The following is a 25,485-nucleotide window of genomic DNA, read 5'->3' on the forward strand; positions in this document are numbered from 1 at the left end:
ATCCTATGAAAGCCTTGCGTTTGACCTTCGAGAGTTTTCGGTTTGCGTGGGACGCGTTGAAGGGCAACTTGCTGCGCACCATTCTGTCGCTGCTAGGCGTCACGGTGGGTATTTTCTCTATCATCTCGGTGTTTGCGGTGGTCGATTCGCTGGAGGCCAACGTGCGCCAGAGCATGAGCTTTGTGGGAGATAAGGTGATTTACGTAAACAAGTGGCCGTGGTCCTTCGGGCCGGGCGTCCCGTGGTGGAAATACTTCAACCGCCCCGTGCCCACCGTGCGCGAGTTCCGGGCATTGCAGCGCAACCTTAGCCCCGGCAGCAACCGTGGGGTAGCCATCTTCGCCAACACCAGCGGCAACACCTTTAAAGCAGGCAGCAATAGCATGACAAGCTGTAGCCTGGAGGGCGTCAGCTACGATTTCTACATTGTGTCGGACGTGCCACTGGCCGAGGGGCGCTACTTCACGCCCCAGGAGGTAGAGTCGGCTAGGAGCGTGGCTATCATCGGAGCCGATATTGCCGCTAACTTGTATCCTAATACCTCGGCCGTGGGGCAGACGTTCAAGGCTAAGGGCCTCACGTTCACCGTTATCGGGGTATTGCAGAAGGAAGGCAAGAAGCTGCTCGACACACCCAGCAACGACGCCAACTGCCTGATTCCGTTTGGTATGTTCACCAAGATATTTGCCATTGCCAGCGGGGGCGGGGGTGGCGTCACGCCTACCATCGGCGTGAAAGGCGTCGACTCCGACCCCGGTCTACTCAACCTAGAGTCGGAGATGCAAGGGCTGATGCGGACTATCCGGGGCCTCAAGCCACGTGAGGAAGACAGCTTCTCCCTGAACCGGCCCGAGATGCTGGCCAACGCCATTACCTCGTTGTTCTCGGTGATTGGCGTGGCCGGGGCCGTTATCGGCAGCTTTGCCATGCTGGTAGGTGGCTTCGGTATTGCCAACATCATGTTTGTGTCGGTGAAGGAGCGTACCAACATCATCGGCATTCAGAAGTCGTTGGGCGCCAAGAACTACTTCATTCTGTTTCAATTCTTGTTTGAGGCCGTTTTCCTGTGCTTGCTAGGTGGTGGCGCCGGCATCTTCCTGGTATTTCTGATAACGGCCATTCCGCAGGATGCCATGCCACTGTTCCTGTCGGCCGGCAACATCACGCTGGGCCTCACCGTGTCGGTGGTGATTGGCATGCTGGCCGGTATCATCCCCGCCGTGCTGGCTGCTAACCTCGACCCCGTTATTGCCATCCGGGCGAAATAGGGTAGAGAGTGAATTAGAGAGTAGCAAGCAGTAAGCGGGGTAAGGTAGTAGGCCGTCTGCTGAGCGGAGTCGAAGCATCTCTACCGTAAGTAATTCCTGATAGTTGGGAGTACCGTTGCGCGCGAGATGCTTTGACTTCGCTCCGTTGCGCTCAGCATGACATTCTACCATCTTGCCCCTATCAGTCTACCCGTAACAAATCGGCCACCTATTGTTAACAAATTGTTAACTTGCCTAGGCCTACATTTGGCCGCCCGCCCCAGCGCGGGCGGTTTTTATTTTACCCCTTTTGCCATCTGGCCGATTAAGCCCGGTCCGACGGTTTTTCAGTACAGGCTATGTCAAAGATTACTAAGAACAGCAAAACCAAGATTGCCGATGAAACCCTGAATGCGGGTAGCGGCAAAACCATTGTAAGGCCCGATGTAAACGACAATAAGGCCAAGACCATCAGCGATATCCGCGAACAAACCCATGGCCAGCGCACGGTGCAGGTTGATGACGAGCAGCGTATCCGCCAAGCGTTTGTAGACAAGGACTGGAACGAAATCAAGATTGCCGACTCCTGGCAGATCTTCAAGGTGATGGCCGAGTTTGTAGAGGGCTTCGAGAAGCTGAGCAAAATCGGGCCGTGCGTGAGCATCTTCGGCTCGGCGCGTACCAAGCCCGAGAATCCTTACTACAAGATGGCCGAGGAAATTGCGGCCAAGCTGGTGCGCCACGGCTACGGCGTGATTACGGGTGGCGGCCCCGGCATTATGGAGGCCGGCAACAAAGGCGCCCGCTCCGAGGGTGGCAAGTCGGTGGGCCTCAACATCGAACTACCTTTCGAGCAGTTCCACAACGTCTACATCGACTCCGACAAGATCATCAACTTCGACTACTTCTTCGTGCGCAAGGTGATGTTCGTGAAGTACTCGCAGGGCTTCATCGGTATGCCCGGCGGTTTCGGCACGCTCGACGAGTTGTTTGAGGCCATGACGCTGATTCAAACCAAGAAAATCGGCCGTTTCCCTATCGTGCTGGTAGGCTCGGCTTATTGGAATGGCTTGTTTAAGTGGATTGAAGACGTGATGCTGCATGAGGAGTTTAACATCTCGCCTGAGGACTTGCAACTGGTGCAGATCGTGGACGACGCCGAATCGGCTGTGAAGATTATCGACGACTTCTACTCCAAGTACCTGCTGTCGCCCAACTTCTAAGCAGAAGTCTATTTCTCTGTATAGGAAAAAGCCTACTATTCTTCTGTTATGAAGAATAGTAGGCTTTGTTGCTTTTATATAATTATAAAAAGATATTCAGCTGGCTTAATGCTGATAAGTTGTTGTTTTAAGTATGGAAAGTCTGTTTTTTTCAGGTTATAAAAGTGGGAAACAGGATTTTAAGCGTATAACTTTATTAAGCTTTCTACTTCAAAAATGGAATCTTTTTTGCAAATCGGGAATCCGGCCGTAATGGTTTTGTAGTATATACGTCCTCTAAAACAAACTGTACCCACCATGCCTACCACTACTCCTGTAACTAAAACCGTTTATATCGTTCCACGCTGGGCGGGTGCTGCCAACAACGATTGGTACCCCTGGCTGGGCAGTCAACTGGCGGCGGCTGCCGAAGAAGATGACATTAACTACCAGGTGCGGGCGCTAAATATGCCCGCTTGGGATTTACCCGTAATTGAGCGGGCCGTGGAGTATCTGCGCGAGGTGCTGCCCCCATCTCAACTCAACGAAAACGTGATTCTGGTAGGCCATAGCGTGGGTTGCCTAGCTATTCTGCACTATCTGGCCAGCGTGGCGAAAGAAGAAGAAAAACCCCGGAAAATAGGCGGTGTGCTGTGTGTAGCCGGCTGGTTTTCGGTAGATAGTCCCTGGCAGGATATTCTGAACTGGATGCACGCCCCCGTGGACTACGAGGCGGCCCGCACCCTGATTCCGCAGGACAAGCTGATGGTATTGCTCTCTGACGACGACCCGTATACCTCCGGTTACAAAGAAAACGAGCAGCTGTGGGTGGAGCGCCTCCAGTCGCAGGTAAGCATCCTGTCAGGGCGACAGCACTTCAGCGCCGAGCTGGACCTGGACGTACGCGACGCCGTGCGCGACTTGGCCGGCGGCCTCAAACTGTACCCCATGATGGCGTAGTAGTTACGTCAGGAAGTCTAACTTGCAGCGGCGGCCGGTCTACTCCGGCCGCCGTTTGCGTTTGGAAAGCTCCGATTTCGACTACATGCTGGTGGGTGGCGGTGCCGCTGGGCTCAGCCTGGCCTATGCCATTACCCAAGAGCCGCGCCTTAGCGGCAAGCGGGTACTGCTGATTGAGCCCGAAGCCAAAGACCAGAACGACCGCACATGGTCATTTTGGACGGCCGCGCCTACCCCCTTCGACAGTATCGTGGCCCACGAGTGGCAGCAGCTGGCGTTCCGCAGCCCTTGGCTAAACCAGGTGTTTCCGCTGGAGGAGTACACGTATAAAATGATTCGGGGGCTGGATTTCTACCAGTTTACGCGGAAGGCTTTGGGTGCGGCTCCCCAAGTAACGCAAGTGCGCGGCCGGGTAGAAACGCTTACGGAGCTGCCCAACGGCGTGCGCGCTACCACCACGGCCGGCGAGTTCACGGCTCGCTACGCCTTCGATAGCCGCCCGCCTACCCTCACGCGTCGGCCCGATAAGCACCGGTACCTGCTTCAGCACTTTGTGGGCTGGGAAGTAACCACCGACCGCGCCGTGTTCGATCCGGCCACGGTAGAGTTTATGGACTTTCGGGGCGCGCAGCATCAGGAGGCGCGCTTTATTTATGTGCTACCCTTCAGCCCCACCAAAGCGCTGGTGGAGTACACGCTGTTTTCGGCCGAAGTCCTGCCCAAAGACGAGTACGAAGAAGCCATGCGCGCCTACCTGCGCGATACGCTGGGGGTAGAGAACTTTCAGATTGAGGCTGAAGAGGTAGGTGCCATTCCCATGACCGACCACCCACTGCCGGCGCGGGCGGGTGCCCGCATCATCAACCTGGGCACGCGCGCGGGACGGGCCAAGCCCAGCACCGGCTACGCCTTCCAGCGCATTCAGGCGCACACAGCCCGGCTGGTGGCCGCCCTGGCCGAAACGGGCGCCCCGCCCCGCCACCTCACTGGCGACCGGTGGCAGTTTCACCTGTTCGACACCCTGCTACTCGACATCATGCAGCGCCGCGGCGAAATCACCAGCCGCATTTTCTCCGATCTGTTTACCAACAACCCGTTGGAGCGCGTACTAAGATTCCTAGACGAGCGCACCTCTTGGTGGGAAAACTTCCAGATTATGAATTCGGTGCAGCCGTGGCCGTTTCTGCGCTCCATCTGGCACGTGCTCCGCGGCCGGCCGGGGAAGCGGTGAGATGGTGAGTGGTGAAATTGTGAGTTTGTGAAGTTGTGAATGCAAAGCGTCTGTCATCCTGAGCTTGCGAAGGACCTTCTTACGCTGGAACGACAAGCGTGATAACGACGCGTCCTAATGTGAGAAGGTCCTTCGCAAGCTCAGGATGACAGCCGTATTTTCTACTCACTACTCACTACTCACTACTCACCTCTTCACCTCTTCACCTCTTCACCTCTTCACCTCTTCACAAAGCTTTCCTCACTTTCTAGATACGCCTTTTCGGCTAGCACTACCTCGGGGGTGAGGGGGAGGAGGGTAGGGGTAGGGCGGGAGAGGTTGAGCAGGTGGCCGCCGGGTGGGAAGGCAGTGAGGTTGTCTAGGTCATGGGTGATGCAGAGGATGGTTTTGCCCAACTCGGCTACCCACTGCTGTTGCAGGGCAAACACGCGGCGGCGGTAGTACACGTCCAGCTGTTGGGTGGGCTCGTCTAGCAGGTACAACCCTGCTTCCTGCAAGGAGAGCTGCGCCAGCCACACCAGCTGCTGTTCGCCGCCGGAAAGCAGCGTGAAATCACGAGTGGCGAGGTGGGCGGCGCCTACCTGTTGCAAGGCGCTGTCGGAGAGGGCGTAGTCGGTGGGAGAGTAGCCGCCCAGGAAACGGTGGTGGCGGTAGCGGCCCATCACTACCAACTCGCGCACGGCAATGGGAAAGCCTACGGTAGTGCGCTGGGGTAGGTAGGCCAGCAGGCCTTCGGCGGCGGGCCGCGCTACGGTGCGCAAATCGTGCCCCGCTACCCGGATGGTGCCCTGGTACGGAATGCGCCCCGTGAGTGCCCGAAACAGTGTGGTTTTGCCGCAGCCATTGTGCCCGATAATCGCCACAAAAGTCGGCTTGGGTACCACAAAAAAAAGGTTGCGGAGCAGAACGCGCTGTTCGTACCCCGCAACCAATCCGGAAATGTCGAGTGCTGAATGTTGAATGCTGCGTGAGGAATGATTGTCAGTTAATTCAAAATCACTCATTCAGTACTCAACACTTAATATTCAACAGTTCTTAGTATTCGTCCTCGTTGAACATGAAGTCTTCCTTGGTCGGATAATCGGGCCATACTTCCTCGATGTTCTCGTAGGGTTGACCATCGTCTTCCAAGGCCTGCAGGTTCTCCACTACCTCCATCGGGGCGCCCGAACGGATAGAGTAGTCGATGAGTTCATCCTTGGTGGCAGGCCAGGGGGCATCTTCCAGATAGGAAGCCAGTTCCAGCGTCCAATACATAGTCGTGTACTATAAAAAAAGGTTGGCAAAAGGTGGCACGTCGCAAGCTCGCTGGTCTACGACGATGTGAAGGTAGACACGGAGGCCGGCAAAACGTTGCTCCTTGCCGACAACGTAAAATACAACTGAAGGTTGCTTATACAAGCACTCCTTTTTGTAGAAGCTCAATTAAATGATTTTTGGTGCGGATTTTCCGCTCAAACGCTCGGATTTTCCCCTGTAACATGGTCCGAAACGACTCGTTGCCGGGCGACACGTTGAGTTTGCTCAGGTTTTCTTCCAGCACCAGTTGCTCCTGCCGGTCGCTTTTCACGAACTCACGCAGGGCCTGCACGCGGGCGGCTATTTGGTCGTCGCGGGTGCCGGGCTCAGGGGCGCCGCCGTGGCGCTTGCGGATGTAGTGCTCCAACGAGCTGAGTTCAAACACCTTGTCGCAGGCGGCAATGAACTGCTCCCACACCCGGTCCGACTCCTCGCCGCGCACGGGGCCTACCTTTTTCCAGGCAGCTTGCAGCTCCTTGGCGCGGGCCACCGCCTCCGACATGGGGCGGTGCAGCAGGGCCTCGGCCTCGGCCACCAGCCCGCGCTTGCGGGCCAGGTTGTCCTCAGGCTGGTTTTCGGTGCGCTTGGTGTTGATGTGCACCTTCAGGCGCTCGAAGAAATGGTTGTGCGCCGCCCGGAAACGCGTCCACAGGTCGTTGGCCTGCTTGCGGGGTAAGGTGGCGTCAATGTCTTTCCAGTCCTGTTGCAGTTGCTTGAGCTTACGAGTGGTATTCTCGAAATCGTCGGAATCCTGCAAGGCTTCCGACTGCCGAATCAGGGCCATGTACTTGTCCTGCACGCGGTTGGTCATGGCCTTTTTATCGGCCAGGAAATCGCGCTTGCGCTGCATAAAGGCATCCACAGCCGCCCGAAAACGGTCCTCCATGTCCTCAATCAGCTCCTTGTCAACGGGGCCGGTCTTGATCCAGACCTGGCGCAGGGCTTTCACCCGCTCCGTAGCGGTCTGAAAATCCAGGGTATCGCGTAGCTCTTCCAGCTCCTGCAACACGCCCAGCTTGGTGGCCATGTTTTTTTCCCGGTTCTGCGCAATGGTTACGTTGATGCCTTCTTCGGCCTCGGTGAGGCGGTGGTAGAGGCTCTCAAAATCGCCTAGCCCATCGTAGCTGGCCACTTGTTCTTTCAGGTGCAGGGCCTTCATCAGGAAAGACCCCTTGTTGTCGGAGGCAGCCATCTTGGCCAGCAGGTCTTCTACCTTGGCCCGAAACAGCTCGAAGCGCTGGGCGAAGTAGATGAGGGAGGTGTCGGGAGAGTCTTTAACCTGACCTACCCGGCGGGCAGGCAGCGTCATAAACGGACGGAGCCACACCTGGTCATCCTCGACATAGCCGTATTGGCGGGCGGTAGCGAGGAGGTGGTCGTGTTGTTCCATAATTGGGATAGTGCGGAAGCGAATAAGTGGAGGGAGGAGCGAGCGGAATGTGAAGCTAGACTAAGTGCACAAGTTTACGGCATGCCGGGCAGAAATGCCCACGCGCTTAGCATAATATAGGGCAGAAAGCCACGCAGGACGCTACCTTTGCGGCAACTCCGGCCCTACCAGGTGGTATGCCGGCAAGGTACTACCAGCCAGCCAAACAGCATTTGTAGATCAGGCAATAAGGTGAAAAATGAGTGGAGAAAACCTCCTGTCATGTTATTGTTTTAAATCAATCATACGCAAAATAGGGCATCTGTAGTATACTTCCGCAGAAGCCACTGCAAAACCCGGCTGCGGGCTATGGTACCTGAGTTGCTGCCAGGGTAAGAGCTACTCCCGGCAGTGCCGCTAATCATTTGTTTCATTTCCACTTTTTTTAGTCATATGAGCGACCAGACGATTATCTTCTCAATGGCGGGCGTTAGCAAGGTGTTTCCGCCCCAGAAACAGGTTCTCAAAAACATCTATCTATCCTTTTTCTACGGTGCCAAAATCGGCGTGCTGGGTCTGAACGGCTCCGGTAAATCCAGCTTGCTGAAAATCATTGCCGGTGTCGACAAGCAGTTCCAGGGCGAAGTGGTCTGGTCGCCGGGCTATACGGTGGGCTATCTGGAGCAGGAGCCGCAGCTGGATGCCTCTAAAACGGTGAAGGAGGTAGTGGAGGAGGGCGTGGCCGAAACCGTGGCCCTGCTCAAGGAGTTCGACGAAATTAACGAGGCATTTGGTGCCGAGGATGCAGATTTCGATAAACTGCTCGAACGGCAGGGAAAAGTACAGGAACGCCTCGACCAACTCGACGCCTGGAACCTGGATAGCAAGCTGGAACGTGCCATGGACGCTCTGCGCACGCCCCCGGCCGATGCCGTGGTGGGCAACCTCTCGGGCGGCGAAAAGCGCCGCGTGGCTCTGTGCCGCCTGCTGCTGCAAGAGCCCGACGTGCTGCTGCTGGACGAGCCCACCAACCACCTCGACGCCGAAAGCGTGCTGTGGCTGGAGCAACACCTTAAGCAGTACAAAGGCACCGTGATAGCCGTAACCCACGACCGATACTTCCTCGACAACGTGGCCGGCTGGATTCTGGAGCTGGACCGCGGCGAGGGTATTCCGTGGAAAGGCAACTATTCCTCGTGGCTGGAGCAGAAATCCAACCGCCTAGCACAGGAAGAGAAAACCGAGAGCAAGCGCCAGAAAACCCTACAGCGCGAGCTGGAATGGGTACGCATGGCGCCCAAAGCCCGCCAGGCCAAGAGCAAGGCCCGCCTCGCCGGCTACGACAAAATGGTGAGCGAAGACGCCAAGGAGAAGGAGCAGAAGCTAGAGCTGTTTATCCCCGACGGCCCGCGCCTGGGTGCGCAAGTAATTGAAGCCGAAGGGCTGACCAAAGCCTTCGGCGATAAGCTGCTGTTCGAGAACCTGAGCTTCTCCCTACCCCAGGGTGGCATTGTGGGCATCATCGGGCCGAACGGCGCCGGCAAAACCACGCTGTTCCGCCTCATCACTGACCAACTGCAACCCGATGCGGGCACGTTCGAGGTAGGCCCTACCGTGCAGACTGCTTACGTAGACCAGCAGCACGACACGCTGGACCCTGCTAAATCGGTGTTCGAGTCGATTTCGGGTGGTACCGAAACCATGTTGCTAGCCGGCCGCCCCGTGAATGCCCGCGCCTACGTAAGCAACTTCAACTTCCGCGGCGGCGACCAGGAAAAGAAAGTAGGTAGCCTCTCGGGCGGGGAGCGGAACCGCGTGCACCTGGCCACGACCCTCAAGCAAGGCGCTAACCTGCTGCTGCTTGATGAGCCCACCAACGACTTGGACGTAAACGCCATCCGGGCCCTAGAAGACGCGCTGGAAAACTTTGCCGGCTGCGCCGTCATCATCAGCCACGACCGGTGGTTCCTCGACCGACTCGCCACCCACATCCTCGCCTTCGAGGGCGATTCGGAGGTGGTGTGGTTTGAGGGCAACTTCTCCGACTACGAAGAAGCCAAGAAGAAGCGCCTGGGCGATGTAGAGCCCAAGCGCGTGCGCTACCGCAGCTTAGGGTAGGGCGTTTTCTGTAAAGAGGAAGCCGGTTTGTTTATCAGATACACATGCAGCTGATAAACAAACCGGCTTCCTCTTTACAGAGCCTGGTCTGTTGGCTTTGCTATGCTTGGACTACGCCATGGCTGGGTACCCATTTCGGGTTGCGCAACGCTGGCCTGAAACAAGTTGGCTGTATGTTGCCCTACCAAGGTGCCTATCTCGTAGCCGCCGTTTGCATCAAACTGATAATGCACTCCAAGGTACACCCGGCTACAGCCATTTTTGAGGGCAGCCTGCGGAAAGGAACTAAAGCGGCGGGTGCGGCGGATGCCGTTTTCGTCGCATAAGGCGTGTGGGTCAGTGGTTGCGGTGAAGGCAATATCGTCGCGGCCGAAAAAGGCGCGCATGGCCGCGGCGTGGGCCGCGCCAAAGAAGGAATGGTCCGAGACATAGGCCGGAAAGTTGGGCGAAAAACGTATACCGCTACGCATTGCCGACAGCGGTTGCCAGGTGATATCGGCGACGGTGCTGGCTGTGCGCGAGGCCATGCCAGTAAGTATCCCAAATCTGTTGCCTGTCGGCTGACTGTTGTACCGTACCAGTACTGATTTTTAGGTCTTTACATGAGTAGTGGTAGGGGGATACTACATTCCGGGGTTGTCTGGCAGAGCCTTACTTTGCTGCTTTCTACACCGCTTCTACCTGGTACTTCACCGTCACGTTACGATTCCCCTGGGTCATCTCGCCGAAGCCTACACCCAGGTCGTCGAAGGCGTTGTCGAAGGAGCCGCGCAGCAGAAACAGTTGGTCGTCTTTATTGGCTTTGAGGAGCTTGGCAATGATGTTGAGCGTGAGGTCGGTAGCAGCGGCGATAAGGGAAATCTGAGGGGCGGTGAAGGAGGTAATCTGCAACAGCGAATCCCGGAAGCTCTGGAACTGGCTGTCCTGGCGCACCTGGTCCAGCAGGTCGCCGGCCTGGCGCACGTCTTCGTCCAGCTCTATCACCAGAATGCGGTAATCCAGAAACGGCGGAATCTTGCCATCGGCCTGGGTGCGGTAGAGCGTGATGCCGCTGGGGCCAATGGGTAGGGCGGTGCGCCTTCTGACTTTCCGGTACACCTCCGAACACAGCTGAATAGGCTCCGCCGATACGCCATCCGTCACCACACTAATCACCTGAATCTCACCTTTGCCCAATTCCCGAACTCGGTTGATGAACACCGACTTCAGGCTCATCCGTACGGCCTGGGTGGTGATGGGCAGCACTGCCCGGCTGATATTGCCCAGCAACGCCTGCTGACCCAGCACAGCCGAAGGTTCAAATACTGCGTCAGGTTGAAGTAGAGCATCCATACGATTTATTGAGGAAAATGTCTTCCCGTGATGCGATGTGCCGTACGGAAAGAAGGGCTGAGTAACGTATTGATTTCTAAACGTCTTACTGCTCTCAAGGGTTGAGTGTCAGAGAGCTGACTATCCTCTGTGGAAGCAGGATACACTGCTCGTCTGCTACATATCCTAATGCGGCATGTGGCTGATTTTGGCCTCGTCCAGATCGAGTTGGGCTTCCTGGTGGCGCAACATCTCTTCGTCGAACACATCCTCGTGGCGTAGCACAAACAGCTCCTCGCGCTGCACGCGCAGCACGTGCAGCAGCACCTGGTGGTAGCGTTGCAGGGCCTGGCGCTTAGTTTCGTCGTAGTCGAGGGCTTCGAGCAGGTTGCCAGTGCGCTGGGCCTCGGCCTGCATGCGCTGCTGCAACGCCCGAATCAGCTCGTTGTGCTGCACGTCGGCGGCGTAGTGTTGGGCCATGTAGTGAAGTGCCACGCGGCGCAGGCGCAGCCGAATGCCGGCTTCTTGCTCCTCGGCCGGTATAGGCTCCTCTAGCTGGCCCACGCCGCTCAGGCGGATGACCAGTGGTAGCGTGAGGCCCTGGAATACCAGCGTAACCAGAATCACTACGAAGGTGATAAACAGAATCAGGTTGCGCTGCGGAAATGCCTGCCCATCCGTCAGCAGCAGGGGCACCGACAGCGCCGAGGCCAGCGACACCACGCCGCGCATGCCGGCCCAGCCTATCACCACCGGTCCTTGCCAGCCGGGACTGGTTTCGCTGGCGCGAATGCTGGCACTCAGCCAGCGCGGCACAAACGCCGCTGGAAACATCCACAGCAACCGAATCAGCATGACCAAGGCACTGATGATTAGGCCGTAGGTGATGGCCTGGGGTAGGGAGTAGGAGCCCAGCCCCTCTACCACCTGGGGTAACTCCAGCCCGATCAGGATAAACACCAAGCCATTGAGCGCAAAGCCCACGCTGGCCCACACGCTGTTGGCTTGCAGGCGCGTATCGGCATCAAACACCCGGTGCGAGCGAAACGACATCAGCAGCCCCCCGCTCACTACGGCCAGCACGCCCGAAAAGTGAAACTCTTCGGCCACCAGATACATGCCATAAGGCGCAATGAACGTGAGTACCGTGTTGATGCTGGGCGTAGTGGGCAGGTAGCGGTGCATGAGGTAGAAGCCGTGGGCCAGCACTAGTCCTACCACCACGCCCATGCCGCTCACCAGCAGAAAACTGCTAATAGCCTCCTGCCACACAAACGTGCCCGATACCACCGTGGCCAGGGCAAAGCGAAACACAATCAAGCTGCTGGCATCGTTGATGAGGCTTTCGCCTTCCAGAATGCTGGTGATGCGCCGCGGCACCTGCACACCCTTCAGCACAGAGGTGGCCGCCACCGCATCGGGCGGAGAAATGATACCGCCTAGCAAAAAGCCCAGCGGCAGCGTGAACCCCGGAATCAGGCGGCGGGAGGCATAGGCCACTAGGGTAGAGGTGAAGAACACCAGCCCCAGCGCCAGCAGCAGAATGGGTCGTTTCCAGCGCCAGAAGTCCTTCCAGGAGGTTTCCCAGGCCGCCTGGTAGAGCAGCGGGGGTAGGAAAATTAGGAAAATCAGATCGGGGTCGATGACTATTCGGGGCAGCCCTGGCACAAAGCTGAGCGCCAGGCCGGCCAGCACCAGAAAAATAGGGTAGGAGATGCGCAGCTTCTGCCCTAGCATCACGAGCAGTAACATGGCCAGCAGCAGGCCCAGAATAAGCAGAATGGTAGCGTGCAGGTTGTGTGGGAGCATGGGCAGCGGGTAGGCGAGCGTGAGACGCCGGAAGGTAGGCGCTACCCGGCAAAAACGCTACTCGCACAGAGCCACCCCGAGAGCGGCCGCCTTCTCAGGTGCTGCAACGCCACATCAGGCTACTGCTACCCAGCCCTCGCGCACAGCTTGCACCACCAAGCCCACCAGCGTTTTGGCGCCAGCTTTCTGCAACAGCGCCCGGCGGTGGCTTTCCACGGTGCGCACGCTCAGGTAGAGACGGTCGGCAATTTCCTGGTTGCAGCAGTCGGCCACTACCAGCCGCAGCACCTCCAGCTCGCGGCGGCTGAAAGCCGTGGCAGGCGCCGCGGTCCGACGCGTAGCCACGGGGGAAGTAAGCAACGCACTACGCGGGTCGCGCAGCAGCCGTTCCACCGCCTCTATGATGTGCTCGGGCGTAGTATGGTAGGGGAGTAGCGCCACCGTGCCGGCCTGCAGCAGCTGTTCCCGCACTATAGCGGATAGCCGGCTGCCCGTAAGCAGCAACACCGGCAACCGGGGCCACAGCGGTAGCAAATGCTCGGGCAGCAGCAGGCCGGGCAGCAGGCCATCTATAATGGCCAGGTTGTAGTTGTGCCGCCGCACTAAGTACGTGAGTTGGCTGGCGTCGGCGGTAGTATCGGTGGTGAGGCCCGGCCAGGCTTCGTGCAGCGTAGCCAGCAGCCCGTAGCGCTGCAAAGAGGGCGTAGCCGCCACTAAAACGGAAAAAGAAGGAGTAGCCATAACCACCTAGCTGGTTAAGGGTGGAGATTGGAAACCAACGCGTTAGCCTGAATAAATGCTGCGGCCGTTGCCATTGGTGTAATGGCTAAAATTCCATCTTTGCAGAAGCCTTGGCAATACCTACTATATGGTATTTGCGAAATATATAGTATGAATATATTGAGGCCGTGGTATTGTAGCAAGTACACGATGCATTAGGTCGGTCTGACAGGCTGATTTCTCGAACAGCGTTGATTTCCGCAACAGCGAGCCGCTATGTGCGGCGCCCTACCCTCTCGGTACTTGTTAGCTACCCAGCCGCGCCGCTACAATCAAGCCTACTCCCAGCACATAAGTACCGCCCATAACCCACAGCCAGCGGGAAGCTGTAGTAGGTGCACCCTTAAATTCCCGCCAGGCAAATAAGCCCCAGAGTACGCCCACCACCGTAGCGCCCTGGCTGATACCGAAGGATATGGCATTGCCGGCCTCGGTGGAAGCTACTAGCAGCGAGGTCATACCTAAGCCCCAGAGCAGGCCGCTGCCTACCCCTACCCAGTGGTGCCGGGTGGTTACATCGCGGTAGCGGAGTTGGGCGGCTTCGGGCGTATCGGCGAAGCGGCGCAGGATCTGCTCGAACAGCGGATTGCTGATGACCATGCCCACCGCAAACACCACCAGCGCCGTGTAAGGCGTAAGCTGCCCGCGTTCGGGGTCGGCAAAATCGGAGGCCATAGAGGTGGTAATCATCCAGAAGAAAAACCCGTTGGCTAGGCCAGCAGAACCCGCAATCAGCAGGCCCTTGGTTTTGCTGCCTTCGGCGTCATCTTCACCGTCTTGGCTGTCGGCTTCCTTTTTGAGGTAGGCGAAGGCGCTGCACGCAATGGAAATTAATACCACCGCCCCGCCGGCAGTTAGCAGGGCTACGTTGCCTTCAGGCTCGGCCAGGTAGTTTACTATGAGCCCCAGTACTAGCGCAATGCTGGTGCCCACAGGCATGCCAATGGCCAGTCCCGCCGCCTGAATGCCTGCTACCAGCAATTGATTGCCCAGGTTGAACGCCACGCCCGCCGCCAGCGCCAGGCCCAACATGGCCCAGTCGGCCTTGCGCAAGTCTTCCAGAAACGGCCGCCCGTCTTCTCCCAAACTGCCCAGCGTGAAAGCCGCCACCACCGCCCACAGCACAATGCCCAGCACATAGTCGCGGTAAAACAGGGTGATGGGCACCTTATCGCGGGCGGCTATCTTTTGTCCGTTCGACCATGAACCCCAGCATAGCATGGCGAGTAGGCAAACGCCAATGGCTAATCCGGTTTGCTCGATGATAAACATGGTAGTGGGATAGGGAAGAAACTAATAATGCTGTAGTCGCACTAAATGGTACGAGGTACAGTAATGGCGCGGGGCTGTGCCCCGTGTCTACTATTCGCAGGCCTCTGGCCTGCATCGCCAGAACAATGCACTCAAGCGTTCCTAGTGGCGCAGACGACGGCAGGCCAGAGGCCTGCGAATAGTAGACACGGGGCACAGCTCCGCGCCATTACTGTACCTCAACCCTACCCTACGCCTCCTTCGGCTCGGGGCCGCGGAAGACGTCAGTGCCCTGCACGGGAGTCAGCTTCACGGGCCTACCCTCGCGGGCCGACTGGTAGATGGCTGCCATAATGCGGTGGTCTTGTAAACCTTCTTCGCCGGGCGTGTGGGGCTTCTTGTTGTCCAGAATGCACTCCGAGAAGTGGTCCATTTCGGCGGCAAACTGGTTTTTGGAGGGAATGGTGATGTGATTTTCCATCCGGGCTTTACCCTCGGCGTGCGAGGTTTGCAGCTGCTGCCCGGTGTAGGCGTAGGCGTTGTTCAGGTGCAGCCAGCCCCGCTGCGTGTTCACGCGGTAGAAGCGCGAGTCGTGGGTGTTGTAGTGCGTGATGTTATCGACGACCACGCCGTTGGGGAAGCGCAGCTGAAACGACATCATCTCCTCTACCTCCTTAAATAACGGGTTGCCGGGCGTGCTGTAGGAGTAGGCAAACACCTCGGTTGGCTCGGTGCCCAGCAGGAAGCGCGAGGTGTTCAGGCAGTACAGGCCAATGTCGGGGAGGGCGCCGCCGCCAGCCAGGGCTTTTTTGTGGCGCCAGTGGTCGGGGTTGGCCGAGCTTTGGCTGTTTTGGGCTTGTATGTATTGCACCTCGCCGTATTTCTTGTCGCGTATCATGTCGCGCACTTGGCGGTTGTAAGGCTCGTACTGAATGCGGTACGCAATCATCAGCTTCACTTTGGCCTTGTTACAGGCATCAATCATGGCCTGGCACTCTTCGGGCGAGGTAGCCATGGGCTTTTCGCAGAGAATGTGCTTGCCGGTTTGCGCCCCTCGAATCACGTACTCGGCGTGCATGGAGTTGGGCAGCACAATGTAAATGGCCTGCACCTCGGGGTTGTCCTTCAGCTTTTCGTAGTTCTCGTAGCTGTAGCAGCTTTCAGGCTTGATGCCGTACTGCGCGGCCACCTTTTTCAGCTTCTCGGGCGAGCCGCTGACCAAGGCCACCGGTTTCGATTTCTTGCACTCCCCAAACGCGGGCAGCAATTCCTCCAGCGTGAGGTGGCCCAGGCCCACCAACGCGTAGCCTACCCGACGGTCGGGGGGCAGGGGGGTAGGGGTGGGGCCGGACTGGGGGTCTACATCCGATTTCCAAGCTTCCAACTCAATGGGCTTTTCCACATCGGCGGGCACCTTGGCGGGCGGCGACACGGCTTCCGACGACGGAATTTTCTGCCCATCGGGAGCAGTGTAAGTAGTAGCGGCGTCTACCTTAGAGGCCGGTGTGCCGGTGGTGGGCACAGTAGCCGCGGCAGTGCCGCCACTTGCAGCCCCCGATTTATCCTGGCAGCTGGCCAGGGTGCCGGCCGCCACGCCCACGGCCAGGCCGCGGCCCGCCAGATTCAGAAATTCCTTGCGTGATACTTCCCGCCCGGCTTCGCGCAGCACGGTGTTCAATAGCTCGTTGGTGAAAGACATAGGGTGATAGGTGAAATGGAGAAGACAGGATACAAGGGAAGTGTACGAGGATCTGCCAAAAAGAAATGCCCGCCCCACTGCCTTGCGTGGTACATAACTTTCGGGTAGCGGCGCGGTTGATGGGACGAAGCGCCCCGCAAGCACGAGCGTAGAGCATAGTTTTTGTTTGATTTTGCCGTATGGTTTTGCCGTTGTTTTCGAGCTGGTGGTGGGTGCTGAGTGGACTGTTGCTGGCGGGCGTAGTGCCGACGCGTGCCCAAACGGCTGATACGCTGCGGCAGCAACCCGGCGCGCCCGCGGCCGCTACCTCCGATGAAGACCGGCGCGACCTGGGCGACGTGCTGACGTATTTCTTCCCGCGCCTGCGTCCTGCCGCCCGCGACACCACCGTGACGCTGGAAAGCGGCCACCGCTTTGTTTCTATTATTCCCGTTGTCAGCTACACGCTGCAAACCCGCGGGCTGCTGCAAGTAGCTGGTAATGTGGCGTATCAAAAACCCGGTGCCAACATCTCCACGCTGGTGTCGGCCCTGGCCGTAACGCAGAACAAGCAGGTGATTCTGACGGCCACGTCCTCTATCTGGACGCCCGACAACCGCATCAACTGGATTGGCGACTGGCGCCTGATGCACTACCCCCAAAACACCTATGGCCTGGGCACGCGCACCAGCACCCGCCGCGGCGTGGTGAACATGGAGTTCGACTACCTGCGCATCTACCAAACCATGCTGCGCCGCATCTTGCCCAACTTCTACGGCGGCCTGGGCTACCAGCTCGATTATCATTGGGGCATCGAAAGCACCAGCGACGGGCAGGAGGTAGCCCGCATTTCGGGCTACGAGCAAGGTATTACGGGCTCGTCGGTGTCATCGGGGGTGGCCCTGAACCTGCTCTACGACTCGCGCGGCAACGCCATCAACCCCCAGCCGGGCGGCGCCTATGTGAACTTGCTGTACCGCCCCAACCTGAAGCTGTTGGGAAGCACCGTTACCTATCAAACGCTACTCTTGGAGGCCCGCCGCTACCTGCGCCTGCGTGAAGGCTCCGGCAATATGCTAGCCCTGTGGTCGTATAATAGCATCACGCTGCAAGGCACGCCGCCCTACCTCGACCTGCCCAGTACGGGCTGGGATACCTACAACAATACTGGCCGTGGCTTCATTCAGGGGCGCTTTCGGGGCAAAGACATGCTGTATGCCGAGGCCGAGTATCGGTTTCGCATCACGCGCAACCGGCTGCTAGGCGGCGTAGCGTTCGGCAATGCACAAACCATATCGGAGCCCGCTACCAACCAATTCGAGAAGGTGGTGCCCGCCGTGGGGGTAGGGCTGCGCGTGGCCATGAACAAGCTCTCGCGCACCAACCTGTCCATCGATTACGGCTTTGGGTTTGACGGCTCGCGGGCGCTGTCATTCAATGTGGGCGAGGTGTTTTAGGCGGTAGCTTATCCTGAAAATAGTGCTAATTGGCCGCATTTTTGGTGGCCTGCCAACGATTACTATACCGCACTGTTTTCCTGCCCTTCACTTATGGATAAGCTACTATCGCCGGACTACTTAGACCTCACGTATCGGGCCGATCTGGACCTGCTGGTAGGCCGGTGGATGCGCAATCCTGCTTTGGCAGAAATGCAGCAAGGCTACAACCTGATGCTGAATGCCGCTACCACCTGCGGGTGCATGCGCTGGCTGATTGATGCCCGCCGCCGCGACCATACCAACCAGAACGGTATTCCATGGATGATGGAGGTGTTTTATCCGCAGCTGGCAAGCCGGCTGCAAGGCCGGGTGCATCTGGCTTTTCTGCTGGCGCCCGTGCATTTGCAGGCATTGGAAGCCGATACGTCGCTTTTGCCGCTGTCCTACTTCGATACCCTACCCTACCAGATAGGTCGCTTTCTGGAGGAGCAAGCCGCCATCGCTTGGCTCGACTCCCACTGCCCGATGAGGAAGGGTGAAATGGTGAGGTTGTGAGGTTTTGAAGTAGTGAGAGGTGAGGTGGTGAGTAAAAAAACGTCTGTGTCATCCTGAGCCTGCGAAGGGCCTTCTCACGTTAGAACGACAAGCGTACCAACGACTCGTATCAGCGTGAGAAGGTCCTTCGCTCAGGATGACAGACGGATTTCATTCACAACTTCACCACTACTATGCCGAGCCCTACCTACACCAACCCCATCCTCGACGACGATTTTCCGGACCCTACCATTATCCGGGCAAAAGACGGATTCTACTACGCCTACGGCACGCAAACCAAGCGCGACGGGGTGATTATCAACTTGCAGGTGGCCCGCTCGCAAGATTTGGTGCAGTGGGAATGGCTGGGTGAGGCCCTACCCCACAAGCCCCGCTGGGCTAGTGCCACCCAGCGGCTGTGGGCACCCCACGTGAGCGAGGCAGATGGCCGCTACTACCTCTACTACTCGGCCCAGCCCGATAGCGGCGCCGGACTTTGCCTGGCCGTAGCCACCGCCGAGCACCCAACTGGCCCTTTCGTAGACAATGGCGAGCCGCTGCTCTGTGGTGAAACCGGCTTCGAGCACATCGACCCGATGGCTTTCGACGACCCCGCTACTGGCAAACGGCTGCTGTACTGGGGCTCCGGCTTCGGGCCGTTGCGCGTGCGCGAACTGGCACCCGATCGGCTGTTGTTTGCGCCTAATAGCCAGGAAGTAGAGCTAGTACAGCCCGACGTGCCGGGTAGCGCCGATGAGTACCAGCACCTGATTGAGGGTAGCTGGGTGGTGCTGCGCAACGACTGGTACTACCTGTTCTACTCCGGCAATAACTGCTGTGGCCCCGATGCCCACTACGGCGTAATGATAGCCCGTGCCCGCCACGCCACCGGTCCTTTCGAAACGCTGGCCCAGGCCACCGGCCGCCCCGACAGTACCATCCTCACCGGCAACGCGCACTGGCATGCGCCTGGCCACAATTGCCTTATCACCGATGCGGCCGGCCAAGACTGGCTGGCCTACCACGCCATCGACCCACGCCAGCCTACCTTCGATGCCATCAACGATGAACAGGGCTTCTCTCGGCGCGTTATGCTGCTAGACCGCGTGGTGTACGAAAACGGCTGGCCCCGCCTACTGCCCGACGGGCACCCTACCCACACGCCGCAGCCGGCGCCTATAAGCGAAGAAAAGTCCTAGTCCTTCAGTGGCTCGGTCACCATTTGCTCTACCGGGGGCTTTATTTTTACACGCAACGGGTCCTTGGCTTTGCCAATGATAGACCGGTCGCCTTTGTCGTAGCTGAAATAGCTCCATGTCCAGTTGAGCAACACGGCAAAGCGGTTGCGGAAGCTCACCAGCGAAATGACGTGGATAAACGTCCACATCAGCCAGGCCAGCAGGCCTTGCGTGCGGTAATCCTTGCCGCCGGGTAGCTTCAGGTCGGCCACGGCGCGGTTGCGGCCCACAGTAGCCATGGCGCCTTTGTCGTCGTAGCGAAAAGGCTCCAGGGGGTGGCCGTTCAGCAGTCGGGGTAGGTTGTGGCCCAATAGCCGGCCCTGTTGCAGGGCTGGCTGCGCCACCATGGGGTGACCCTCCGGAAACTCCGGGGTTTGCATGGAGGCAATGTCGCCGAGGGCAAATACATTGGTGTAGCCTTCTACGCGGCTGTATTCGTCTACCTTATACCGATTGCCTTTCAGCAAAGCCTCAGGGCGCAGGCCGGGTATGGGGGCGCCCGTCACGCCGGCCGCCCAAATAAGCGTGCGCGTAATCAGTGTTTCGCCGGTGCTGAGCGTCACAGTGTAGCCATCGTAGGACTTCACCCGGCTATTCAGTACCACTTTCACGCCATACTCCTCCAGGTATTCCAACGATTTCTGCGAAGCCTCCGCCGACATCCCTTTTAGCAAGACCGGTCCGCTCTGGATCAAGTGAATATCCATTTGTTTGAAATCCAGCTCTTTGTAGTCGCACGGAAATACGTGCTTGCGCAATTCGCTGAGGGCGCCGGCCACTTCCACGCCGGTAGGGCCACCGCCCACAATTACGAAGTCCAGCAGGCTGTTCATCTGCTCGGCGTCGCCCATTTGCAGGGCCTTTTCGAAGTTGGCCAGCACCGTGTTGCGCAGCTCAATGGCATCTTCTATCGACTTGATGGCAATGGCATTTGCCTCCATTTGGTCGTCGCCAAAGTAGTTGGTGGTAGAGCCAGTTGCAATAACCAGATAATCGTAATTGATCAGGCCGATGGACGTCTGGAGCACATGGGCATCAGCATCCACCGACTGCACCTCTGCCATGCGGAAGTAGAAGTTTTTCTGCCGCCCCAGAATCTTGCGGAAGGGCGATACAATATCACTGGCATCGAGGCCCGCCGTGGCTACCTGGTAAAGCAGGGGCTGGAAGTTGTGGTAGTTCTGCTTATCGATGAGCACCACCTGCACGGGCACGTCGCGGAGCTGCTTGGCTAACTCCAGACCGGCAAAACCGCCTCCCACTATCACCACACGGGGTTTGCCGAGGTCTGTTAGTTTGGCTAAATCTTCCATGCTGAAGTAGTTAAAGAGAATCGGGAAAAGGTTGCTACCCTATACCTCAAAAGTCCAGCTACTGTTGCAACGACAGGCGGGCGGTAGCCAGCCAGGCATCCTTTGCGTATAGCCATTTCCACATTTTATTCTCCTCTCCCGCGTGAATTCTACTACTCCTGAGTCGGCGGCGCCCGAACAGCCATCTTCTAAAATTGCCATTTTCGGAGCACTGGCGGCCAATCTGGCTATTGCCATCGTCAAGTTTGTGGCTTCTTATTTCACGGGCAGCTCGGCTATGCTGTCAGAAGGCATTCACTCTCTGGTCGATACCATCAACGAGTGGCTGTTGCTGCTAGGCCTGAGCCGCAGCCAGCGCCCCGCCGATGCGCGCCGGCCGTTCGGCTACGGGCGCGAGCTGTACTTCTGGGCCTTTGTGGTGTCGGTGTGCATCTTTGGGATTGGCGGCGGTGTGTCGCTCTACGAAGGCGTGGAGCACCTGCGTCACCCCGAGCCTCTCAGCGACCCTACCTGGAACTATTGGGTGTTGGGCATTGCCTTCCTACTCGACGGCGGCTCGTTTCTGCTGGCCCGCCGCACCTTCAACGCCCAGCGCCGGGGGGTAGGGTTCTGGCGGGCTTTCCACAGCAGCAAAGACCCCGGCACCTTCGTGGTGCTGTTCGAGGACGCCGCCGATTTACTTGGCCTCTCCGTTGCCTTTCTGGGCGTCTACCTCAGCCACACGCTCAACATACCCGCCCTCGATGGGGTAGCCTCTCTCGGCATCGGCGTCATTCTATTGATTGTGGCGGGCCTGCTGCTACGCGAAACCAAAAGCCTACTGATGGGCGAACCTGCCGAGGCCGACGTGCTGCAACACGTGACCGAAGTGGTACGTGAAGACAAAGCCGTTGTCGCGGCTGAAGAACCGCTTTCCAGCTACCTAGGGCCGGAGGAGTTGTTGGTAGTAGTGCGCGTGCGGTTCCAGCCGGAGCAGTCGGCGCAGGAGGTAGCGGCTGCTGTGGTGCGCGTGCAGGCTGCCGTGCAACAGAAGCTGCCGCACATCAAGCACGTGTTTATCCAGCCGATGGAGTGAATGGTGAGATGGTGAGTAGTGAAATTGTGAGGTGGTGAATAATAAAAACGTCTGTCATCCTGAGCTTGCGAAGGACCTTCTCACGGTAGAACGACAAGCGTAACAACGACTCGTTCTACCGTGAGAAGGTCCTTCGCAAGCTCAGGATGACAGGCACTTTTGTTTAGAAACTGGTTTGAGTTACCACTGAACGGTGTAGAGACGCATACTTGCGTCTCGTCGTTGAACGATTTGGGTGGTTGGCGTTCAACGACGAGACGCAAGTATGCGTCTCTACACCGTTTCAGATACCTTTTCCGCTAACCCAAACAGCCTCTTTCATTACTTCAAAATTCCAACAAAAAAAGGGGGCGCTGACTACTGTCAGCGCCCCCTTTTTCAAAATAAGCTACGAACGAGTTAGTACGGCTTGGCATCGTGGGCTAGCTCTTCGGCTTGCTCCACAGCTTCTTCGTCCTTCATCATCATGCTCTTCTTCTCGGCAATGCCGTCGCGCAGGCGCTGGCCCCACTCGGGGTCGCAGTTGGTGCACAGCTCAATCATCTTCTGCTGAATCACTTCAGCGGCATCAGCCAGCGCACCCGACATGTTGTTGATCAGGTCGTCGCGCTCCCAGTCTTCGTGTGTGCGGTACCGCTCACCTGCTTGCTTGAAGTTGTTTTCGCGGTCGATGGTCTGGCGTACCAGGCGGCCGGTGTACTGCGGCGTGTGGTCGGGAGCCGAGCGGGGGGCCTCCTTCAGGCCGTTCAGCGACGAAGGCTCGTAGTTCACGTGGTTGTTCTGGCCAGGGGCCGAATCCACGTGGTAGGTCATCTGGCCATCACGCTGGTTGGTGCTCACGTGCTTTTTAGGCGCGTTGATGGGCAGTTGCAGGTAGTTGGCACCCACGCGGTAGCGCTGCGTGTCGGAATAAGAGAAGGTGCGGCCTTGCAGCATCTTGTCGTCCGAGAAATCGAGGCCGTCTACCAGTACGCCGGTACCGAAAGCCGCCTGCTCTACCTCCGCGAAGTAGTTCTCAGGGTTCTTGTTCAGCGTCATCATGCCCACGGGCAGGTGCGGGAACTGGTCTTCGGGCCAAATCTTGGTGTCGTCAAGCGGATCGAAGTCTAGCTCCGGGTGCTCGTCGTCCGACATGATCTGCACGCGCAGCTCCCACTTAGGGAAGTTGCCCTTCTTGATGTTCTCGTACAGGTCTTGGGTAGCGTGGTTGAAGTTCTTGGCCTGAATCTTCTCGGCTTCGCCGGCAGTCAGGTTTTTGATGCCCTGCATGGGCTCCCAGTGGTACTTCACCAGCACGGCGTCGCCGTCTTTGTTCACCCACTTATAGGTGTTCACACCCGAGCCCTGCATCTGGCGGTAGTTGGCCGGAATGCCCCAGGGCGAGAACAGGAACGATACCATGTGCATCGCCTCGGGCGTGTTGCAGATGAAGTCGAAAATCCGCTCGCCGGTCTGGCGGTTGTGCACCGGGTCGGGCTTCTGCGAGTGAATCAGGTCTGGGAACTTCATCGCGTCGCGGATGAAGAACACTTTCAGGTTGTTGCCTACCAAGTCCCAGTTGCCATCTTCGGTGTAGAATTTCACCGCGAAGCCGCGCGGGTCGCGCAGGGTTTCGGGCGAGTGGCCGCCGTGGCCCACCGTAGAGAAGCGCACGAACACGGGCGTTTCTTTGCCTTTGGTGTTGAACAGCTTAGCGCGGGTGTATTTCTCAATGGGCTCGTCGCCTACCTTGCCGTAGGCTTCAAACGTGCCGTGCGCACCAGCACCGCGGGCGTGCACCACGCGCTCGGGTACCCGTTCGCGGTCAAAATGGCTGATTTTCTCAATGAACTGGTAGTTCTCCAGTGTAGCCGGACCGCGGTTGCCCACGGTGCGCAGGTTCTGGTTGTTGGTCAGCGGGTGGCCCTGGCGGGTGGTCAGGGTTTGGGCGTTTTCGCCGTCAGCGGTGCGCTGGTCGTGCGAAGAGCCTACGCCGTTCACGGCGGTGCCGGTACCGTCGGCGGGCGTGTGCTGGCCGTTGTTGGTTTCGTCTGCCATAGTGGTAATGTTGGATGGTTTTGGTGCCCCGAAATAACTGCTATAAACTGACTTGAGTTTAGAAAAGGTACGGATTTCCCATTGAATTATTCGATACCAGCATAGCCTCCGTTGATACGACACGGGTGCCAGGGGGTAGGGAAGTAGGTGTTGTGAACTCCAATAAAAGTCCGCGCCGGGTGGTGCCTACGTGCTCAATCTCCTCCACAGTGGCCGTCACAGATTCACTATGATTGTCCGGAAAAATGACCGTCACCGCCAAGGGCGTGTGCAGGTCCAGGGGTAGGAGACGCGGGGCTGCTTCGGCGGGTAGCGCCACCATGCCCAGCCCCGGCACCCGGAAGCTATGCGCCACAGTCAGCAGCAAATCAGGCATTGAAATAGTGAAATGGTGAAAGAAAACGCGTCTGTCATCCTGAGTGCAGCGAAGGACCTTCTCACGTTAGAACGCCATGCTCCGGCATTCATCGTTTGGAAGCAAGTATACAGCAAACAATTAGGCCGTCCTGCCGCGGTTTGCGAAGCATGACGGCCTTGCTATTTCCTGGTTTACGGACCCTAGCGTGAGAAGGTCCTTCGCTGCACTCAGGATGACAGAATTTTTTCTACGTCACAACTCGCCATTTCACACCCTTACCACTTCTCCAGGCTGCTCAACGGAAATAATGAGCTTATTGTAGTGCTGCTTGATGTAGGCAAACAGCGTGGAAATGAACAGTAGAATACCCGCCATTTCAAAGGCCTCTTCCAGCGTCATAATGACGAGGTAGGTAGGCGTCTGGTTGTCGGTGGTCGGGTCGGGGTTGCCGTCGGTGAAGTAGTTGCCGCCCAGCATTTCAAACACCACCGCGCCCAGCACGAACACGGCCCCGGCCAGAATAAAGCGCAACCGCATCTGTGGCGACAGCGAGAACAGGAACTTGAGGTAGGCCACCGCAAACACCATCGCAAACAGTCCGCCCACTATCACCCACGAAAACCGCAGGTAGCCTGTGAGATTGAACATGTTGTGCAAGGGCTCAATCAGGAGTTCGTGCAAGCTCACGCTTTCATCGAGGGCCAGAAACAGGAACACGAAGCTGAGCCCCTGCCACTGCCGCCAGAAACCATCCTGGTCCTGCCGTTTCAAAGAAGCAATAACAGCCAGCAGAAGCGAAGAGAAAAAGAGAATGAACGCCGAGAAGAAAGCCGGAAAGTTGGCCTCGCGGTCGAAATAGAACTTCTCGAACAGTAGGCGACCGGGCCGGATGTCATTCACGAACTCCGCCACAATCAGCAACTGCATGGCCACCAAAATGCCAAACCCAATGAGCAAATACTTGAAAATGGCGCTGGGAAAAGCCCGCACCACTCTACCCTTGCTGGTTAGCTGAGAAGGAGTATGAATGGACGTAACCGGCGGCGTTCTTTCTAGGGTTGAGGTGTTTTCCATAGAGTAGGATGAAGTATAGGAAAGGATAGGGAAAGGTTCTCTTTTACGTAATGTGTTGATAATGTTATGGTAATATAAAAAGATTTTGATATTGTGCATATAACGACCAGTACGACAAGGGACAAGCGTGCTTCTCAGGGCCTTAAGTAAAGCGAACTGTGG

At 57.7% G+C, this 25,485-nt stretch carries 22 protein-coding genes; 9 read left to right on the top strand and 13 right to left on the bottom strand.

Going from position 1 to position 25,485, the window contains the following annotated elements; translation table 11 throughout:
* Positions 1-5 precede the first annotated feature (5 nt).
* The 4 genes from F1C16_RS18480 (at position 6) to F1C16_RS18495 (ending at position 4,640) form a co-directional block, all read left to right on the top strand.
* Positions 6-1,268 carry an ABC transporter permease gene (locus F1C16_RS18480; RefSeq protein ID WP_185282066.1) on the top strand — a complete coding sequence of 421 codons (1,263 nt, stop codon included), beginning with the start codon at positions 6-8 and terminating at the stop codon, positions 1,266-1,268.
* A gap of 338 nt (positions 1,269-1,606) precedes the next feature.
* The gene (locus F1C16_RS18485; protein WP_185282068.1) at positions 1,607-2,470 is read left to right on the top strand and encodes a TIGR00730 family Rossman fold protein; all 864 of its coding nucleotides are present in this window, start codon (positions 1,607-1,609) and stop codon (positions 2,468-2,470) included.
* A gap of 297 nt (positions 2,471-2,767) precedes the next feature.
* Positions 2,768-3,409 carry an alpha/beta hydrolase gene (locus tag F1C16_RS18490; RefSeq protein ID WP_185282069.1) on the top strand — a complete coding sequence of 214 codons (642 nt, stop codon included), beginning with the start codon at positions 2,768-2,770 and terminating at the stop codon, positions 3,407-3,409.
* A gap of 61 nt (positions 3,410-3,470) precedes the next feature.
* Entirely contained in the window at positions 3,471-4,640 is a 1,170-nt protein-coding gene (locus tag F1C16_RS18495; RefSeq protein WP_185282070.1) for a lycopene cyclase family protein, read from the top strand.
* 218 nt (positions 4,641-4,858) lie between these two features.
* Here F1C16_RS18495 and F1C16_RS18500 read toward each other — a convergent pair whose 3' ends face one another.
* The 3 genes from F1C16_RS18500 to F1C16_RS18510 all read right to left on the bottom strand — a co-directional run bounded on the left by F1C16_RS18500 (position 4,859) and on the right by F1C16_RS18510 (position 7,329).
* Positions 4,859-5,644: an ABC transporter ATP-binding protein gene (locus F1C16_RS18500; RefSeq protein ID WP_185282071.1), complete on the bottom strand. Its 786-nt coding sequence runs from the start codon at positions 5,642-5,644 to the stop codon at positions 4,859-4,861.
* 31 nt (positions 5,645-5,675) lie between these two features.
* Positions 5,676-5,897, bottom strand: a complete 222-nt coding sequence (locus F1C16_RS18505; RefSeq protein WP_019948259.1) for a DUF2795 domain-containing protein — start codon at positions 5,895-5,897, stop codon at positions 5,676-5,678.
* A gap of 136 nt (positions 5,898-6,033) precedes the next feature.
* The gene (locus F1C16_RS18510; RefSeq protein WP_185282072.1) at positions 6,034-7,329 is read right to left on the bottom strand and encodes a DUF349 domain-containing protein; all 1,296 of its coding nucleotides are present in this window, start codon (positions 7,327-7,329) and stop codon (positions 6,034-6,036) included.
* A 432-nt stretch (positions 7,330-7,761) separates the two neighbouring features.
* Between F1C16_RS18510 and ettA the strand changes: the two genes are divergently transcribed.
* Entirely contained in the window at positions 7,762-9,426 is a 1,665-nt protein-coding gene (gene ettA, locus F1C16_RS18515; protein WP_185282073.1) for an energy-dependent translational throttle protein EttA, read from the top strand.
* A 74-nt stretch (positions 9,427-9,500) separates the two neighbouring features.
* Here the strand turns inward: ettA and F1C16_RS18520 are convergent, their stop codons facing one another.
* From F1C16_RS18520 to F1C16_RS18545, 6 genes are all read right to left on the bottom strand, one after another.
* On the bottom strand, positions 9,501-9,953 hold the full coding sequence (locus F1C16_RS18520; RefSeq protein WP_185282074.1) for a phosphatase PAP2 family protein: 453 nt from the start codon (positions 9,951-9,953) through the stop codon (positions 9,501-9,503).
* A gap of 139 nt (positions 9,954-10,092) precedes the next feature.
* Positions 10,093-10,758 (bottom strand): hypothetical protein, encoded by a 666-nt coding sequence (locus tag F1C16_RS18525; protein WP_185282075.1) that lies wholly within the window; start codon positions 10,756-10,758, stop codon positions 10,093-10,095.
* Between the two features lie 165 nt (positions 10,759-10,923).
* Entirely contained in the window at positions 10,924-12,546 is a 1,623-nt protein-coding gene (locus F1C16_RS18530; RefSeq protein ID WP_185282076.1) for a Na+/H+ antiporter, read from the bottom strand.
* Positions 12,547-12,660: 114 nt separating this feature from the next.
* Entirely contained in the window at positions 12,661-13,287 is a 627-nt protein-coding gene (locus F1C16_RS18535) for a response regulator transcription factor (protein WP_185282077.1), read from the bottom strand.
* Between the two features lie 285 nt (positions 13,288-13,572).
* Positions 13,573-14,598 carry a GRP family sugar transporter gene (locus tag F1C16_RS18540; RefSeq protein WP_185282078.1) on the bottom strand — a complete coding sequence of 342 codons (1,026 nt, stop codon included), beginning with the start codon at positions 14,596-14,598 and terminating at the stop codon, positions 13,573-13,575.
* Between the two features lie 229 nt (positions 14,599-14,827).
* Entirely contained in the window at positions 14,828-16,276 is a 1,449-nt protein-coding gene (locus F1C16_RS18545) for a Gfo/Idh/MocA family protein (protein ID WP_185282079.1), read from the bottom strand.
* A 179-nt stretch (positions 16,277-16,455) separates the two neighbouring features.
* Between F1C16_RS18545 and F1C16_RS18550 the strand changes: the two genes are divergently transcribed.
* From F1C16_RS18550 to F1C16_RS18560, 3 genes are all read left to right on the top strand, one after another.
* Positions 16,456-17,712 carry a hypothetical protein gene (locus F1C16_RS18550; RefSeq protein ID WP_185282080.1) on the top strand — a complete coding sequence of 419 codons (1,257 nt, stop codon included), beginning with the start codon at positions 16,456-16,458 and terminating at the stop codon, positions 17,710-17,712.
* Between the two features lie 93 nt (positions 17,713-17,805).
* Positions 17,806-18,249, top strand: coding sequence for a hypothetical protein (locus tag F1C16_RS18555; protein ID WP_185282081.1), 444 nt, complete (start codon positions 17,806-17,808; stop codon positions 18,247-18,249).
* A 173-nt stretch (positions 18,250-18,422) separates the two neighbouring features.
* Positions 18,423-19,427 (top strand): glycoside hydrolase family 43 protein, encoded by a 1,005-nt coding sequence (locus F1C16_RS18560; RefSeq protein ID WP_185282082.1) that lies wholly within the window; start codon positions 18,423-18,425, stop codon positions 19,425-19,427.
* Here the strand turns inward: F1C16_RS18560 and F1C16_RS18565 are convergent.
* A complete protein-coding gene (locus tag F1C16_RS18565; protein ID WP_185282083.1) occupies positions 19,424-20,779 on the bottom strand; it encodes an NAD(P)/FAD-dependent oxidoreductase in 1,356 nt (451 codons plus the stop codon). The genes F1C16_RS18560 and F1C16_RS18565 overlap by 4 nt on opposite strands.
* A 142-nt stretch (positions 20,780-20,921) precedes the next feature.
* On the opposite strand from F1C16_RS18565, the gene F1C16_RS18570 reads away from it, so the two are divergent.
* The gene (locus F1C16_RS18570; protein ID WP_185282084.1) at positions 20,922-21,854 is read left to right on the top strand and encodes a cation diffusion facilitator family transporter; all 933 of its coding nucleotides are present in this window, start codon (positions 20,922-20,924) and stop codon (positions 21,852-21,854) included.
* 399 nt (positions 21,855-22,253) lie between these two features.
* Here F1C16_RS18570 and F1C16_RS18575 read toward each other — a convergent pair whose 3' ends face one another.
* The 3 genes from F1C16_RS18575 to F1C16_RS18585 form a co-directional block, all read right to left on the bottom strand.
* Positions 22,254-23,891 (bottom strand): catalase, encoded by a 1,638-nt coding sequence (locus F1C16_RS18575; RefSeq protein WP_185282085.1) that lies wholly within the window; start codon positions 23,889-23,891, stop codon positions 22,254-22,256.
* Between the two features lie 58 nt (positions 23,892-23,949).
* Positions 23,950-24,267 (bottom strand): hypothetical protein, encoded by a 318-nt coding sequence (locus F1C16_RS18580; protein ID WP_185282086.1) that lies wholly within the window; start codon positions 24,265-24,267, stop codon positions 23,950-23,952.
* Between the two features lie 249 nt (positions 24,268-24,516).
* Positions 24,517-25,323: a hypothetical protein gene (locus tag F1C16_RS18585; protein ID WP_185282087.1), complete on the bottom strand. Its 807-nt coding sequence runs from the start codon at positions 25,321-25,323 to the stop codon at positions 24,517-24,519.
* Between the last annotated feature and the right edge of the window lie 162 nt (positions 25,324-25,485).

Origin of the sequence: Hymenobacter sp. NBH84 (genome assembly GCF_014217645.1) — a bacterium.
In the GTDB taxonomy this organism is placed as follows: Bacteria; Bacteroidota; Bacteroidia; order Cytophagales; family Hymenobacteraceae; genus Hymenobacter; species Hymenobacter profundi.

Bases quoted from the DNA above. Each gene is read 5' to 3' on its own strand.
- F1C16_RS18480 (WP_185282066.1), top strand. From the start codon at position 6: ATGAAAGCCTTGCGTTTGACCTTCGAGAGTTTTCGGTTTGCGTGGGAC.
- F1C16_RS18485 (WP_185282068.1), top strand. From the start codon at position 1,607: ATGTCAAAGATTACTAAGAACAGCAAAACCAAGATTGCCGATGAAACC.
- F1C16_RS18490 (WP_185282069.1), top strand. From the start codon at position 2,768: ATGCCTACCACTACTCCTGTAACTAAAACCGTTTATATCGTTCCACGC.
- F1C16_RS18500 (WP_185282071.1), bottom strand. From the start codon at position 5,644: ATGAGTGATTTTGAATTAACTGACAATCATTCCTCACGCAGCATTCAA.
- F1C16_RS18505 (WP_019948259.1), bottom strand. From the start codon at position 5,897: ATGTATTGGACGCTGGAACTGGCTTCCTATCTGGAAGATGCCCCCTGG.
- F1C16_RS18510 (WP_185282072.1), bottom strand. From the start codon at position 7,329: ATGGAACAACACGACCACCTCCTCGCTACCGCCCGCCAATACGGCTAT.
- ettA (WP_185282073.1), top strand. From the start codon at position 7,762: ATGAGCGACCAGACGATTATCTTCTCAATGGCGGGCGTTAGCAAGGTG.
- F1C16_RS18520 (WP_185282074.1), bottom strand. From the start codon at position 9,953: ATGGCCTCGCGCACAGCCAGCACCGTCGCCGATATCACCTGGCAACCG.
- F1C16_RS18525 (WP_185282075.1), bottom strand. From the start codon at position 10,758: ATGGATGCTCTACTTCAACCTGACGCAGTATTTGAACCTTCGGCTGTG.
- F1C16_RS18530 (WP_185282076.1), bottom strand. From the start codon at position 12,546: ATGCTCCCACACAACCTGCACGCTACCATTCTGCTTATTCTGGGCCTG.
- F1C16_RS18535 (WP_185282077.1), bottom strand. From the start codon at position 13,287: ATGGCTACTCCTTCTTTTTCCGTTTTAGTGGCGGCTACGCCCTCTTTG.
- F1C16_RS18540 (WP_185282078.1), bottom strand. From the start codon at position 14,598: ATGTTTATCATCGAGCAAACCGGATTAGCCATTGGCGTTTGCCTACTC.
- F1C16_RS18545 (WP_185282079.1), bottom strand. From the start codon at position 16,276: ATGTCTTTCACCAACGAGCTATTGAACACCGTGCTGCGCGAAGCCGGG.
- F1C16_RS18550 (WP_185282080.1), top strand. From the start codon at position 16,456: ATGGTTTTGCCGTTGTTTTCGAGCTGGTGGTGGGTGCTGAGTGGACTG.
- F1C16_RS18555 (WP_185282081.1), top strand. From the start codon at position 17,806: ATGGATAAGCTACTATCGCCGGACTACTTAGACCTCACGTATCGGGCC.
- F1C16_RS18560 (WP_185282082.1), top strand. From the start codon at position 18,423: ATGCCGAGCCCTACCTACACCAACCCCATCCTCGACGACGATTTTCCG.
- F1C16_RS18565 (WP_185282083.1), bottom strand. From the start codon at position 20,779: ATGGAAGATTTAGCCAAACTAACAGACCTCGGCAAACCCCGTGTGGTG.
- F1C16_RS18575 (WP_185282085.1), bottom strand. From the start codon at position 23,891: ATGGCAGACGAAACCAACAACGGCCAGCACACGCCCGCCGACGGTACC.
- F1C16_RS18580 (WP_185282086.1), bottom strand. From the start codon at position 24,267: ATGCCTGATTTGCTGCTGACTGTGGCGCATAGCTTCCGGGTGCCGGGG.
- F1C16_RS18585 (WP_185282087.1), bottom strand. From the start codon at position 25,323: ATGGAAAACACCTCAACCCTAGAAAGAACGCCGCCGGTTACGTCCATT.